We start from the raw sequence: 16,041 nt of genomic DNA, 5'->3' as shown, positions 1-16,041 counted from the left end.
GGCCCCTTCGGACACATTCGCAGTGGTCGGAGTGTACCTTTGGGGGATTTTCGAAAGCCTGCATTTTCGAAGGATCACTGCGGTGAGACGTCACGGCTTTCTTGCAGCAGCGCTGCTAGGGACGGCGGCAACCACAGTATGGTTGCTCAATCTGAAATCAGACCTTGGAGCATCGGAGGAATCCGCTCGCTCGTTTCGCGAAACCACGACACGTGGAACTGCGTACGAGAACGCGCAGGAGGATCCGAATGGAGTTCGTCTGAACTTTTTCGATACAACCTGGGAACGCGTTTTACGAAACGTGGCCGACCAGCAAAATCTGACCCTCGTGATGGATCAGATTCCGCCAGGTCGGTTCGCGTGGCGGGAACGTCGGACGTATGAACTGGGTTCTGCCATTCGAATCCTGAACAGCCATCTCGAGCGTCAGGGTTATCGTTTGCTACTGCAGAACGAATTCCTGATTGTGCTGAACCTTGATAAAGCACGAACAGAATATGCGCGGCCTCAATTGTCAGACCCCTCAGCAGCCCGGCTCATCAGCCAGCCCGACGATGGCGGTATGCAGCGGCAGAACGCATCCATCGAAGAACGTCTGGCGTCATCGAACGAGCGATTCCCACTGCAGCGGACTACGATTCCGAATGCTGCTGCGTCCGATGATCAATCATCTGGCCGAGGCTCCTCACTTCAACAGCGTTCAGACAGTGTGACGGGCAACCGACCACCGTTCGGCACACCGATCCGCGCAGCTTCATTTGGTCGTGATTACGAAGACGAACCAGCGCAGGAAACGGCCGATGAACGAAAGCTGACTCAGTCGTTTGAATGCCAGCACACAAAGGCCGCCGATCTTGCGCGAACGCTGTATCTGGTTTTTGAAAAACGTGCCGAACTTCAGCGCGACGGTGTTCAGGGGTATCCTTCATTCGCGGTGTTCGCACCGGCCAATTCACCCGCAGAGGCCGCCGCGGCCAAACAAAGCGCACCGGTCTTCCGCGTCGGTATTGATCAGGAACGCAATCAGCTTTTGATTGAGGCCTCTTCCGAACGTATCACGCACCTGCAGGCACTGGCCACCGAGCTGGATAAGCCGGCGAATCCAGCCGCCCCTGGCGAAGCCGTGAAACTTGTACCCAACAACGGTATCGCTGCGAAAACAGCGCAGGAACTGAATCAACAACTTCATCAGCTTGTTTCAATGCAGGATGACGCAGGAACCCCCGCACAGAACAACCCGTTCAATGCGGGCAACGTTGAACAACCCGCGAATGGCGGAGAGGGTGATTCACTGAATCTGCGAGGAGATGTGAACATTCAGGCGATGACGGACCTGAGCATTCTGATTCTGAAAGGGAATCAGGCAGATGTAGATAAGGTGGCAGAGATTATCGCTCGCCTTGAGCAGATGAGCATTGGATCTGTCCCCGACATTCACATCCTGACGCTGAAGAACGTCAATTCTGAAGCCATGGCCGACCTTCTCACGTCCGTCTATGAACGGTTGTCAGAGCTGCGACGCCGGGGCAACACCAATCGCGAGACGACAGCTATCATTCCCGTCGTTCAACCAAACGCAATTCTGATACTGGCACCAAAAATTGAGCTGGATGCAATTCTGCAACTGGCTGACGAGCTGGATAAACCACTGGAACCGGACTTCGAATTCAAAGTCTTCCCGTTGAAGAATGCCATCGCGTCACAGGTCGTGACTTCGCTGGAAACTTTTTACAACGAACCCACTGGTCTGCGAGCACGCCCGCGTGTCGTCGCCGATGTCCGAACAAACTCGGTTATCGTTCAGGGTCGTGCCAATGATCTGAATGAAGTAGCAAAACTGATCGAACGCATCGACAAAGATGAGTCCGGTGCCGTGCATCGCGTTCAGATTTTTCCACTGAAGAACGCAGTCGCGGAGGAACTTCAGGCGACAATCAGCTCTGCGATTCAGTCAGTCATCAATCCTCCACAACAATCAACACAGGGTGGATTCGGTGGCTTTGGAGGATTCGGAGGAACACAGGGCGCACAGGAATTGCGTGACAGCAAGTCAGTTGCGCTGGAATTTCTAGCCAGCGACGGAGCGACACGCGAACTTGTGCGATCCGGCATCCTGGCGGATGTTCGTATCAATGCTGATGCCAGAACAAACAGCCTGATCGTATCATCTCCGGAAGCCAGCATGAGCCTTTTGGCGGCCCTGATACGGGAACTGGATCAATCACCCTCCGCTATTGCAGAGATCAAAGTCTTCACTCTGAAGAATGCCGACGCGGAACAGTCAGTCACGCTGCTGGAATCGGTGTTCGAGAATCAGAATCAACAGGACCAGCTGGGAATTCAGATTGCGGGCACTGAAGATGCCGCCAGCAGTCTGATTCCTGCAAGGTTCAGTGCAGACATCCGAACGAACTCTGTGCTGGCCGTCGGAAGTGCAGAAGCGTTGAGTGTCGTCGAAGCGGTTCTTCTTCGGTTGGACACAGCCGACGTGCGTCAGCGAACGACAGAAGTGTTGCCGCTTCGAAATGCACCTGCCGAAGTCGTGGCGGCGGCATTGCTCTCGTTTCTCGAGCAACAGGCGTCGCTGCAGGACAGCAGTGCCGATCTGGTGAGTAATATCGAGCGACTTCGTCAGGAAGTTCTGGTCGCAGAAGATACGAACAGCAACTCGCTGATTATCAGTGCATCGCCGCAGTATTTCACGCAGATCACAAAGATTGTCGAGACGCTGGATGCGACGCCTCCGGAAGTCGTCATTCAGGGGTTGATTGTCGAAGTTACGCTGGATGCAACGGATGAATTTGGTATCGAGCTTGGATTTCAGGATCCATTGCTTCTGAGCCGAAGTCTGTCCGCGATTACGACGCCGGCTCCCGGTATGAATTTCAACAACACGCTGGTGGCGCTTGGAAATGGTACCACCAACAGCAATGCTGTCGGAACTCAGGGCCTGAGCAACTTTTCTTTGGGCCGTCAGAATGCGGACCTTGGTTTTGGAGGATTCGTCTTTTCTGCTCAGTCTGATGCTGTGAGCGTACTGCTCCGTGCTCTGGCATCACGTCGAACAGTTCAGATTCTCAGTCGACCGCAGATCCGCACCACGCACAACAGTCTGGGGATTGTCAGTGTCGGTCAAAGCGTTCCTGTTGTAAACGGTGTGAACATCACCACACTGGGAACTGCCAATCCGACCGTGGTCCGTGAGAATACCGGTATCTCCCTGGAAGTGACGCCTCGGATCACCCCGGACGGAATCATCGCGATGTCCGTCTATGCTAACAAGAGCTCACTGGCTGCCAATGGAGTTCCCATCTACGTTGACGGCAACAGTGGCAACTCTATCGAATCACCAATCATCAATCAGTCAATTGCGGACACCACTGTCAATGTTCCGAATGGTCAAACTATTGTGATTGGTGGAATGATTACGAAAAGCGATTCGACTCTGGAACGCAAGGTGCCCTGGCTTGGCGATCTGCCCATCGTTGGAAAAGCATTCCGGTACGACGGAACAACCACCAGCCGAACCGAACTGCTGATCTTCCTGACACCCCGAATCATTCTCAATGATCTCGATTCTGAACTCATCAAACAGGTCGAATCAGAACGCCTTCACTTTATCGAATCCGAAGCTGAAGAGTTACATGGGCCGCTTTACAGCATCCCTTCGGTCAATCAGAACTTCGAAGACCCATATCGTGACTTCGATCCTCAATTCTACTCTCCTTCTGCAGACCCGGGGATTGAACGACAGGTTGATCATCTCGTACCTGCAGAGCCGGTGCTACCCGGTCAGGCTCGTCGAGACGGCAGCTCGGATCAGAAATCCAAACCGGGGGCTGACGAAGGCACATCATGGGGAGAAATGGAGATTCAACCAGTGAGTGCACGCGGGAATCGTGAATCACTTAGATCCGCAAAGCGAGCAGTTTCCCAGTCAGGCTCATGATGATGGGCAGACGACGAACATCGCGATTTCCGGGTGACCGGTCATCGCGAAGTTCGTCTCAATAGACACTGCCAGTTATTCGTTGACAGAACTTCACGTCCTTCTCATGGCAACCCGACACAGGCGACGGATCCTGCGGAACTGCATCCGTCGTATACATCGCGAGTTACCATTCCGCCGACTATGGCGTTGTCCGGCTAAACATGAAAATCGTTTAGGTGTACATGCTGAGGATCAATCATGAATAGACTTGCTTTGTCACTTCTTATGATGTCGATGGTTGGCTGTGCTTCGACGTCTCTGTTACGGGAACCTGGAAAGCTTGTTGGCCTGAACAAGGGCCAGCAGAACGTCGCTCGGATTCTCTGCCTCTGGGAACCCAGCCATGGCAACAATGTCGAAGGAAAGCCCGCCCGGGGGTTTGCCGGGCAAATTCTATTCTTCGGCGGAAAGGATGATGCGGCTGTTCGAGTGGATGGTCAGGTACGGGTTGTGGAATATGACAACTACTCGGTCGATGACGATGAACCAAAACCCCTCCATGCATTCACTTTTGAGCCAGACGCCTGGGACGTACACCGAACAGAAGGTTCGCTCGGGCAGTCATACAGCGTATTTATTCCTTACATGCAGAAGCATAAGGATACCGTAAATTGCGGGCTGAAAGTTGAATTCACCAACAAAGACGGTCGCGTCGTGTCGTCTGATATCACAGAAGTCATGCTGCCGGGACACACATCCATCGCGTCGACAAGTTCTTTCCGTCGCAGCGTGACCAGAACTGCAAGTCGACGTGTGGGAGAAGCGGAAGCTGCGAAGGAATCGTCAAAAAAGGATCAACTTGAAACAACAACAATCGCCCTGCCCCGAAAATGACCGCTCCGGTTCAGTCAGGACCAGCGACGATTCAGCAATGGGCATTCTTCTGCAGAGAGATGAGACCGCACAATCCATCACTCAACATCCCTCTTTGTGGTCTTTTGTCACAGACGGAGACACAGAATAGAATCACACAATGAAATTGAACGAGAAGCGGGCGATTGACCTTGTGATGCAGCTGATCGCCATCCCGGGTGGTAGTGGTCACGAAGCGGATGTTGCGGCGTTTATTCGTGAACAGCTCTTAAACGCAGGCGTAGCCGAATCCGGAATCTCATTTGACACGGCGCACAGGAAGAGCCCTGCCGGCGGCAACACGGGCAACATGTATGTGAAGCTGAAGGGATCCCGAAAAGGTGTTCGCCGTCTGCTGATGGCACACATGGATACCGTTCCAATAGCAGTAGGTTGTGTGCCGGTACGAGAAGGCGAATGGATTCGACCAAAGTCACCGGCGACGGCATTGGGTGGTGACAACAGAGCAGGTTGCGCGGTGGTACTCGTCAGCATCATCGAGGCACTGGAACAGGGTTTAGAGCACCCACCACTCACCTTGTTGTTTTCGGTTCAGGAAGAAATCGGACTACGCGGCGTCCGGTACATGACACCGGCAAAATGCGGCAATCCTGGCCTGTGCTTCAACTGGGATGGTCGCATTCCGGAATTGCTGATCACAGGTGCGGTCGGGGCATCCAACTTAACGATCACAATCCATGGCATTCCAAGCCATGCAGGTGTCCATCCCGAACAGGGAGTGAACGCGATGGTGGCTGCTTCCACAGCGGTCGCCGACCTGCAGTCGAACGGATGGCACGGCCTGGTCATCAAAGGAAAGAAACAGGGAACCAGCAACTTTGGTATCGTGAATGGTGGCGATGCAACGAATGTCGTCATGCCCCGGATTGTGATTGAAGCCGAGGCACGCAGTCACGACGCCGCGTTTCGTGATCGCATCGTGGCAGAATTCGAGAAGGCATTTTCCAGGGCTGTGCGATCGGTCAGGACAACCGAGGGAAGAACCGGCGAGCTGGTGTTTGAAGTCGATCAGCGCTACCAGGCTTTTCATATCGCGGAAAGCGAAAGCTGCGTTCGAATAGCAAAGCAGGCAGCTGCATCCCTTGGGCTGACAGCCTCCGCCCAATCCAGCAATGGAGGTCTGGATGCTAACTGGATGAGCGAGCATGGAATGCCGACGGTCACGATGGGATGCGGGCAGCACCAGATCCACACCGTTAGCGAACGGCTTAACATCCCGGAATTTCTGATGGGGTGTCGGATGGGGCTGACAATCGCCACAGGACGAGAAGCCGGCACATTCTGAATTAGCCGCTTTGTCCGGCTCGCAGTCGATCCGTGCAGCGGCAAGCAGAGTTTGCTGCGGTATTTTCCTGCTCCACGATGGTGTGATTCGCCGCCTTCGAATTTCGCATACCGTCCACCCTCGCGCTCAAATCCCACTCAACCGCTCCCTCAACCCAGGATTTACAGCGTGCAATATCGTGCAGGCCGCTGGATTCAATAGTCCAGGCGTTGCTGGAAAGTCCGCCAACAGTCAGCGAAAAGTGGTTCCAATCGAACCAAAACTTTGATTCAATTCAGGACTTAGGTGTGTGCAGCCGATGCCTTGGCAGGAGATGACAGGCGATTTCCCAACACACCTGATCATGGAGTGAAGGAAGTATCGGAATAAGGGAGGTTCCGGCGACTTTAGCGATCGAAGCGAAGTCAAAACGATTGGCCAGGGTGGGTCAGAATTGCATGACACCAGATTACACCCACTATTCTGCCGGGGGCCAATTCATGAAACCGTTGAGTCAGCGCATCCACAGTTTTCTCTCCGCCTTGTTTATTGCCGGACTGCTGATTTGCACCACAGACTCGGTGGTCGCTCAGACCAGCACACCGTTCCGCGAATCATCACTATCACTCATTCCAGCCGATGCTGCGTTTTTCTCCAGTTCACTGCGGATGAAAGAACAGCTGGACATCTTTCTGAACAGTAACGCGTTTCAGAAGATTCAAAGTCAGCCACTGGTCATGATGGGAATGGCACAGGCTCAGGCCATGTGGCAGGGTGATGACGATTTTCAGGAGTTCCGTGAAATTGTGGAACAACCCGAGAATCAGGAACTCATCGCCCTGCTCGCGGACGCATTTTCCAACGACATCTTTGTATATGGTGATGCGAATGTCACCAGCACTATCAGCGAAGTGTCCGATTTCTACGGCTTTGTTTATTCAGTGGCCTTCAAAGACGGGGCGATGAATCGCCGTCGCGGTCCCGCCTCGATGGATGAAGAAACTCAGTTGCTGCTGATTCGGGAAGGCAAAGAACGCCTGAAACGCCTGAAGTTCCCCGGTATTGCGATGGGTGCACGCGTGAGCGACGCAGATCGCGTCAATCGACAGATCCAACGGCTCGAGGTTCTGCTCCGACAACTGGCAGCTCGAATTTCTGCTGAAGAAGACCTGCCCTTTGATCCGGCATCTTTGATCAGCAGGCGGAACATCAACGGTGAGAGCCACCTGACAATCTCCTTTCATGGCAATCTCATTCCGTGGGACGAAATCCAGCGCGAAATGAACGACATTCCGGCAGCCGCTGTGGCGGATGTGGAAGAGATCTTGGGTAACCTGAAAGAAAGATCTATTCAGGTAACACTGGGCGTTCGCAAAGATTACCTTCTGTTGACAATCTCCGCCGATGACAGCCTGTTGAATTCCCTGGGCGAAGGCTCACTCCTGATGGATACAGACGTATTCGCGCCGGTCAATCAACATGCCGAAGAACGGATCGTGAGTGTTCAGTATGTCAGCGAAGAACTAGCCAGCATCTTTGGTGATTCGGGTAAGTCAATCGAGCAGATGTTTGACAACTTTGCTCAAATGCTTCCCGCTCTGGAAATTCCGGAAAAATATACACAGCTGCTCAGTCGTGACCTGCCTGAGTTGGGTGATGATCTGGCAGAATTACTGCCGGTATTTGGACGCCAGCTTGGTTGTTCCTGGCTCACAGAACGGGGATACGAAGGCTACTTCTATCAACGCGTCGATCGCAGTGGACTGGACAGCAGTGCTCCACTTGAGTTAATGCACCATATTGGAAATGCACCTTTGTTTGCGTATGTCACGCGAGCCGTGACACCGGCGAATTCCAGTGAGCTGATGGACAAATGGTGCAGTAGAACCAACGAGTACATCGAACTGGGAGTAGCGGATCTGGAGGAGGAAGAAGGACCACAGGTAAGGAAGTTGTGGAATCAAATTCAACCCCTGTTTCCGCGCCTTGGCGATGCCATCAGAAACGACCTCACCCCGGCATTCAAAGAATCACAGTCGGCACTGGTGCTTGATGGCACGTTCCAGCGAAAACAGTTCCATCCGATGATGCCGCCGTCTTCAGAACTGCTCACATTGCCCACTCCTGTCGTAATACAGTCAGTTACGAGTCGCAGTCACGTGGAATCCGGCATGTCGAAAGTGATGTCAGTGCTGGACGATCTGCTGACAATCATTCGGGATTCGAGCCCGAATGCTGCTCGAGACATTCCGTTTGAGACGATTCCTCGCCCCGTACAGGTCGAAGTTGATGGAGGCACTCTGTACAAGTACGAGCTTCCTCCCCAACTGGAAGTTGACAGCGGAATCGCTCCAAACGCAGGGCTGAATGATCAAGTTCTGGTCATGAGCCTGTTGCCTGAAGTGACGGAACGAATGTTTGCGGAATCAGCCCCAAAAATTCCGGGTCCCGCCGGAGATCTGTCTCAGCCCCTTGGCAGTGCATTGTGGCTGGACTTCGAAGGCTGCGTGGATGCATCCCTGCCCTGGATTCGCTACGGCTTCAGTGTGGCCAAGACAAACTATCGCGACAATATGATGGTGATTGTGATGGCAGAACAACAAACACTAAGCATCGTCGACCTGCTCAAGTGTTTCCGGGGATACTCCTCGGCTAGCTGGATTCAGGAAGGAGACGTAGTCACTCACTTCGAACTACTGATGCAGGATTCTCGTTAGTAAGTCTCTGCCGGACCGATCGTGAAAATACGAATGGCGTCAGATTCTTTCCGGCGCCATTGCGTATTTCATGATTCCTCTTCAGGGTTCAAACCCGCTCTACGCTGTGTCAACGAGCGAATCAGGCCGTTTTTACGGTGCCTTGTGAGGTGACATTGGTCGCTCTAGAATTGTCGATGCCGAACTCGAAATCCGTGGGGAACGCAAAGTCATTTCCCGAGTTGTCTCAGACGACAGTAGACATCCGGAAGTGTTCTTCAGTCTCACGGATTTCGCTTCAAAGACTCCGCAGACACTCGTCTGAATGACCTGCCCTTCGCCCGCATTCCGCTCCTCTGGTTTTGTCCCAACAGCAATCGCCGAAAGAATTGTAATGGCTCGAGTATTTGTGAAGGAATTGAAGGACGGCGATTCCGTCAACGAAGTTTTTCTGCTTGCGGACAAGCAATTACGAGCGAACCGAAACGCCAACCTCTACCTTCTCGCTTCACTTCGAGATCGGACCGGAATCATCAGCGGTCTTATGTGGAATGTTACGGAAGACGCCGTACAGCATCTGGCGACCGGGGATATGGTTCGGGTGAAAGGCAAAGTGCAGGTCTACCAGGGCGGCCTGCAGATGATTGTTGCGCAAATCGATGCCGCTCATGCATCCTCATACAATGCGGAAGATTTTCAATTGCAGTCACAGGCAAACGTGGCCCCGCTTCTGGCAAGACTCAAAGAGTTGATGTCGGGGCTCACCTGCCCAACTCTGCAATTGCTCGCAGACTGCTTTTTTGATGACGAAGACCTGGTGGATGCCCTGTGTGCTGCACCTGCCGGAGTCAAAGCGCACCACGCCTATATGGGAGGGCTGATTGAACACATCGTGGGCATGGCGGAGGTTGCCGATCGAATTTGCGGCTACTACACCACGCTGAACCGTGACTTATTGATGCTCGGCGTCCTGTTGCACGACCTCGGAAAAATTCGCGAATTATCCTGGGATCCCGCTCTCGTATATACCGACGAGGGCCAGTTGCTGGGCCACATGAACATTGCGATCGAAATCCTGAATGAGAAACTTCAGGAAACCAGAAATCGCCAGAATGGCCAGGCCGTCGAAACAGAAGATATTCTGCGGCTGAAGCATATGATCCTGAGCCACCATGGGGCACTGGAATTCGGAAGTGCCCGCGTTCCGATGACGCCGGAGGCCATTGCATTGCATCAGATAGACAATCTTGATGCGAAACTGCATGAGTTCACCCGCGCCATAGACGACGACCTGAATGGCGACTCTGCCTGGACACCCTACAGCCCTCGAATTGAGCGGCGACTGTTCAAAGGCTACGCACGTAAGACCTGATTCCCGGGTTTTCGCAGGTATTTAGCCTGGTTCGGATCGCAATTGACACTGCAGGGCTGGTCGCCGTAGAACGATCGCGTAGACTCACGATGCAGTCCCGTGAAAACTCACTGCGCAGTCCGGTGGAAAAAGGTGACCCCTATGCAGCGAAGACCCTGCTACGTACCCTCCCATACATCCCGCCTGATGTCCGCATCGCATACGCGCTTTGCTTGCGGGATGCTGTTTGCGATCAGCTGCATGGCCCTGGCCGGACAGCGGAATAGTTTTGCTCAGGAATCTGCGCAACCACCAGCCACAGAACAGCAATTGCGGGATCAGCAGCTTTCGGTCAGCGGACGATATTCGCGATTCGAAAGACTACTGTCTCAGATGGCCGATATCCTCGGACGCGAAGATCCGGAACGCGCGGATCTGCTGCGACGGGCCATCAGCAAAGGCAGAGAGCAACGGGTTGGTGATCGTATTGATGGAATTGTGGAGTTACTGCAGTCCAAAGAGTTCGGTACCGCCATTGAAGAACAACAACAAGTCACGGAAAGTCTGACGACGCTTCTGAAATTACTGCAAAGTGAAGACCGGCGCAGCAGTGTGGAAAAAGAACGCGAACGGCTGAACAACCTTTTGAAAGACGTTCGCAATCTGATGAACGAACAACGGGCTGCGCGGGCTGCGGCACAAAGCTCCCCCGCCCCGTCCAACGCTGCTCCTCAGCAGCAGAAAGCCATCGATCACGCACAGTCAATGCTGGAACAAATTGACCAGGACGACAAGAGCCGGGATACAGAACAGCAGGAGGCCAGCGAAGGCGAAGGCAAGAACTCAAAGAACGAAAGCAACAACGCCGACCAGAAGCAGGGTGACGCTGGCAAGGGAGAAAAAAAGGACGGCGAATCGGGGGACCCCGAGAATCCTGATGTAAAAGATCCAGTTGAACCGGACGGCAATCGCGAGACGTCAGAGGAAAAGGAACCCGGCAACAAGGGTGATAACGAACCATCGGGCAAGAACATGCCGGACGGTAAACAAGAGTCCGATCAACAGAATTCGGAGAATGGTGAACCAACAGAATCATCGTCCGGCGAATCAAAGCCGGGCGGGCAGCCTCAATCGGATCCACAGGAAAAAGAATCCGGGAAGACGCCCGGAAGCGAGCAGATTCAGGAAGCCAGAAAATGGATGAACGAAGCACTGGAGCAGCTTCGACAGCAGCAGAAACAGAAAGCTCTTGAAAACCAGGACGAGGCTCTGGCAGAACTGCAGGAAGCAGCTGAAAAACTCGAAGAAATGCTGCGTCAACTTCGTGAGGAAGAAAAAGAGATGCTGCTGGCGTCCCTGGAGGCTCGCTTTCAGCGCATGCTGGTTCTGGAAACGCAGATTCACGAAGGCACCAGCGAACTGGCGGCAACCCCCAAAGCAAACTGGCTGGATCAGTACTTTGGACGCTGCAGAGAACTGGCTCAGCAACAACAGGATCTGACTTCTGAATGTTCGCAGACGGTGAACATGCTCCGGGAAGACGGCACCTCGGTCTCAATCCTCCTTGCGATGGAGGATATCGAAGCGGACATGGCAACGGTGTCAGACTACCTCCGTGAAACGCAGGTCGATGGCCTGACCCCGGCCCTTCAGCAGGACATTATCGAAGGGCTGAAAGAACTGATTGAAGCGGCGCAGAAAGAGATGCAGGAGATGAAATCTGAGGAGCGTCAGCAACAGCAGCAGCAGTCTCAAAGTGATAAAAAACCACCTCTCGTGGAAATGATGGCCGAAATCAAAGTGCTGCGATCGCTCCAGCTGCGAGTGAATCGTCGAACCAAACAAGTGGATGAATTGCTTCAAAAAGCGAAGTCAAACGACAATCCCCGACTGGTGGAGCAAATTGTCGAACTTGCAGAGCGGCAACAAAGGCTAATCGAATCTGCGGCAGAACTGGCTCGACAATCTGAACGCTGAATTTGTCCGGTGTTGACGCTACGTTCGTGGGAAGCGAGAAGTTGTGAAAGAGATTTCCAAGGGAAACGAAACCAATGAATCGTAACTATCAGCCACTTCCCAGGTACCACAGTGCTGAAACAGCCCCGGACTCTGGCGACAAACGCAACGCTCGAACCGCGTTCGCCATCAGCTTTCTTTTCATGCTGCTGTTTTTACGACCACCCATTTCAACGGCGAATGACATCGCCGCCGGCACGCCCACCGCACTGAATTGGGATGAATCCACCATGCCAGCGGGGCAAACAACACCTCCTTCTGCGGCAGAAGATGTCAGCGCTTTTGCACCGATGGCGATCGATCAGGCCCGCACACAGGTCCTGAGCTGGATTGCGATGGCCAACATCGACTCTTCGGTGGCAAGACAAGTGACCGCTTTGTGGGCAGATAAGGATGAGGCACTGCTTGCAGCAGATGAGTTGCTGGATCGGGTGATTCAGTCGTTCGCCCTGGCTGACACAGCAACTCTGCGGCTCTCTGAAGAATGGAATTCCGGCACGCCTGGCCAGTTACCGCTTGCCGACGGCATTCGAAAGGACGAGTTTTTTCAGAATGCGGTTCGGCTTTTTCACGCCCGATGTCTGACTCAACACCGCCTTTACGATGAAGCACTGCTCATCCTTGAAGACCTCAATCCGGATGCGTCCATTGATCCTGCAGGATTATTCTTCTACCGGGCCGTTTGCCAGCAGAAGTTGCTGAAGCTTTCCGATGCAGCTTCAAGCGTCGCGCTGCTGCTGAACAATACTCTTGATGTGCCCGTTCGATTTCGGGTTGTTGCCGAAATGATGCGTGACGAATTGAAATCCGCGGAAGAAGGTGGTCTCCCGGAAGTCGCTCGGGTGATGTCTGATGTGCAGCGTCGTCTGGATCTCGGCCGCTCGGGCGAACGTGTTCAGCAACAGGAAGACCGAGTGATTTCACTTCTGGACAAGCTGCTGGAAGATATGCAAAAGCAGCAACAGAATGGAGGAGGCGGAGGAGCCGATGGAAGCAATCAGCAGAACGCCGGCACCCAGGGGGCCGCACAAAGTACGATCAAGGGATCCGCAGCCGAGGGGGAAGCTGATCGAAAGGAGCTGACCGAGAACGGAGCCTGGGGCATGCTGGATCAGCAATCAGAGACGAAAGCACGTGAACTCATTCGTCAGCAGTTCCCATCGAATTACCTTGACGTGATCAGTCGCTATACTCAGAAAATTGCTGAACGAAAATAGTATTGCTGTGAGCTCCCAATGACTGTCCATCGAATTCTTGCTACTGCCATCGCTGCCCTTTTAAGTAACCCGCATGCATTCACCGAAGGCAGCGTTCTCAGAACGACTCCGGAAGCTGAGGTTCGGCTACAGGTCACACAACTCGACGGCCAGTCATACCCCGGCTCACTCACAAGAATCACGGAACAATTCGTGGTTGTGGAGTCTGATGGCGATACGCGTGAAGTCCCTGTTGACTCGGTGATGATGCTGGAATTCCCGGAATTCAGCCGTCCTCAGAATCCAGACGAATCCAGCAGCCAACCTGAAACAATGGAGGTGTCGCTGCATGATGGCAGTGTCCTTCACAGCTCCGGCGTCATCCGAACGCCGCAAAGTGTGGAACTTGTGGGGACGACTCTGGGAAGCTGCCAGATCCCGGTATCAGCAGTCAGAGCGGTGCAGTTTCAGTCGACGGACGCCACCACCGCTGCACAATGGTCCGCGTTTCTGAAGCGTGATGGACCAAAGGATTTGCTCATCATTCCAAAACGTGATGGCACTGGCCTGGACTTTCTGGCTGGCATAGTTGCATCGATCAGCGAGGACAACGTCTCATTTCTGCTCGATGGTGATACCATTCCGGTTCCCCGGGAACGGGTGTTTGGCATTGTCTTTGCGAAAGCGAAGGATACAGGCCTCAATGGCTCCGCGGTGCTTTACGCAGGCAACAAGCAGCGGGTCGGTGTTTCGGAAGTTCGATATTCTGAAAAAGCATTTCATGTGATGACATCGTGGGGGCAGCGACTTTCATTCGATGCAGATCAGGTCGCACGGATAGATTTTAGTACCGGGCGAATTCAATACCTCTCGGATTTGGATCCACTGCAGGTTCAATTCGATGGAATTGATCCGGATGGCGAGCTGTTCGCCGGACTCATTGATGACGCGACAGCAGAAAAGCTTTATGGTTTGCGGCGAGATTCGACGCTCGATCCTCGTCGGAAAATACGTCTGCGAGGACGACGTTTCGACAAAGGTCTCTGCCTGCATTCCCGGACAACTGTCAGCTACGCACTGGATCAGAAATACCAATCGTTTGAAGCGACAGTAGGTGTCGACGATGAAGTCGCATTCAACCAGATCAGCCAGGTGTTGTTGAAGATTTCAGCGGACGGCAAGGTCCTGTTCGAAAAGCAGATGATAACCAGTGACGAACCTGTCTCAGTAAGCCTTCCAGTCAGCAATATGACCACTCTCGTTATTCTGGTCGACTACGGTGACAGCGACAGCAGTTGCGACTGGGTGGATCTTGCGGACGCGAAACTGATTCTTGCCACGGAAGGTAAGTGATGCATTCACGTTCAAATTCTGCAGCCGCCTGCGCACTGGCGTTCATAATCATTTGCTTCAATTGGCCGGTGTCTGCTCAGCTGGTCCGCCAGCGAGAGGCAGATCGCATCGCGATGCTCGAACGCATCAGCCCTTCCGTCGTCTGTGTAATGTCTCCGGATGGTCAGGGGGGTGGATCAGGCGTGCTGATTTCATCCGATGGTTTTGCCATCAGTAATTTTCACGTTACGGACGGAGCAGGTCCGTTCATGAAGTGCGGACTCAACGATGGCAAGCTGTACGATGCAGTGATTGTCGGGATCGACCCAACAGGGGATATAGCGTTGATCAAGCTGACAGGCAGAGATGACTTCCCCGCTGCGATTCAGGGAAACAGCGATCAGGTTCAAATTGGTGACGAAGTGGTCGCACTGGGAAACCCGTTTCTTCTTGCCGACGACTTCACTCCAACAGTTACCTATGGCATCGTGAGTGGCATCCATCGATATCAGTATCCCGCCGGAACGTTTCTCGAATACACCGATTGCATTCAGATTGATGCTTCCATCAATCCCGGAAATTCCGGAGGGCCATTATTCGATATCAGGGGAAACTGGATCGGCATCAACGGACGTGCGTCCTTCGAAAAACGAGGGCGAGTGAATTCCGGTGCGGCATACGCTATTTCGATACGTCAGGTGCAGCTGTTTATTGAGCATCTGAAATGCGGCCTGATCGCTGACCATGGCATTGCCGACTTCACTGTTGAAACATTGCCGGATGGACGAGTTGTTGTCAGTCAGGTTTCTGAAGTCTCGGAAGCGTGGCGACGCGGACTAAGGCCGCAGAACGAAGTGGTAACATTTGCAGATCGTCTACTGACCAGCGCAAATGACTTCCAGAATATCCTTGGGATTTTCCCGGAAGGAACGCGGTTACCGATGACATGGCGGGGCCGAGATGGAATGCATGAGGCAACCATTCGATTGCGACCATTGCACGCATTCGACAAAGCGCCACCAACGCGAGGAAAACGACGCCCGTCGGACCCCAACGACCCGGAATCACCACCTGACCATCCCGAAGCAGATGGCGAGCCTGTTGTTAGTGTACCTGATTCGTTGAAAGCGATGTTTGAAGACAAGGACGGTTACGCAAACTACTACTTTAACCGGATCCGCCGGGAAGCCATGCTGGATAAGATCAGGAAAGCCAGAATCCCCGAATCCCATTCCGGAACATGGGTACTGAATGGTGACACTGGAAGTGGGCCAGGGGCCAGACAGTTTGAATTGGTTGTTGGAGATGCGGGAGCAGGATTC

9 protein-coding genes are annotated in these 16,041 nt (G+C 53.4%); all 9 read left to right on the top strand.

Features of this window, described 5'->3' with window-relative positions; all coding sequences use genetic code 11:
- The first annotated feature begins 82 nt into the window (after positions 1–82).
- Positions 83–3,949 carry a secretin N-terminal domain-containing protein gene (locus R3C20_00045; protein MEZ6038861.1) on the top strand — a complete coding sequence of 1,289 codons (3,867 nt, stop codon included), beginning with the start codon at positions 83–85 and terminating at the stop codon, positions 3,947–3,949.
- A 240-nt stretch (positions 3,950–4,189) separates the two neighbouring features.
- Positions 4,190–4,825, top strand: a complete 636-nt coding sequence (locus R3C20_00040) for a hypothetical protein (protein ID MEZ6038860.1) — start codon at positions 4,190–4,192, stop codon at positions 4,823–4,825.
- 139 nt (positions 4,826–4,964) lie between these two features.
- Positions 4,965–6,149, top strand: a complete 1,185-nt coding sequence (locus R3C20_00035) for a M20/M25/M40 family metallo-hydrolase (GenBank protein ID MEZ6038859.1) — start codon at positions 4,965–4,967, stop codon at positions 6,147–6,149.
- A gap of 479 nt (positions 6,150–6,628) precedes the next feature.
- Positions 6,629–8,845, top strand: coding sequence for a hypothetical protein (locus R3C20_00030; protein MEZ6038858.1), 2,217 nt, complete (start codon positions 6,629–6,631; stop codon positions 8,843–8,845).
- A gap of 373 nt (positions 8,846–9,218) precedes the next feature.
- Positions 9,219–10,196, top strand: coding sequence for an HD domain-containing protein (locus R3C20_00025; protein ID MEZ6038857.1), 978 nt, complete (start codon positions 9,219–9,221; stop codon positions 10,194–10,196).
- Between the two features lie 141 nt (positions 10,197–10,337).
- On the top strand, positions 10,338–12,152 hold the full coding sequence (locus R3C20_00020) for a hypothetical protein (protein ID MEZ6038856.1): 1,815 nt from the start codon (positions 10,338–10,340) through the stop codon (positions 12,150–12,152).
- A gap of 74 nt (positions 12,153–12,226) precedes the next feature.
- A complete protein-coding gene (locus R3C20_00015) occupies positions 12,227–13,408 on the top strand; it encodes a hypothetical protein (GenBank protein MEZ6038855.1) in 1,182 nt (393 codons plus the stop codon).
- Between the two features lie 18 nt (positions 13,409–13,426).
- Positions 13,427–14,740, top strand: coding sequence for an NPCBM/NEW2 domain-containing protein (locus tag R3C20_00010; GenBank protein ID MEZ6038854.1), 1,314 nt, complete (start codon positions 13,427–13,429; stop codon positions 14,738–14,740).
- On the top strand, positions 14,740–16,041 hold a 1,302-nt coding region (locus R3C20_00005; protein MEZ6038853.1), incomplete at its 3' end, for a trypsin-like peptidase domain-containing protein. The genes R3C20_00010 and R3C20_00005, both read left to right, overlap by 1 nt.

The sequence above is a fragment of the Planctomycetaceae bacterium genome, assembly GCA_041398825.1.
GTDB lineage: Bacteria > Planctomycetota > Planctomycetia > Planctomycetales > Planctomycetaceae > F1-80-MAGs062.
The sequence above is the reverse complement of the archived record's forward strand: the minus strand, read 5'-3'. Positions and strand labels throughout refer to the sequence as shown.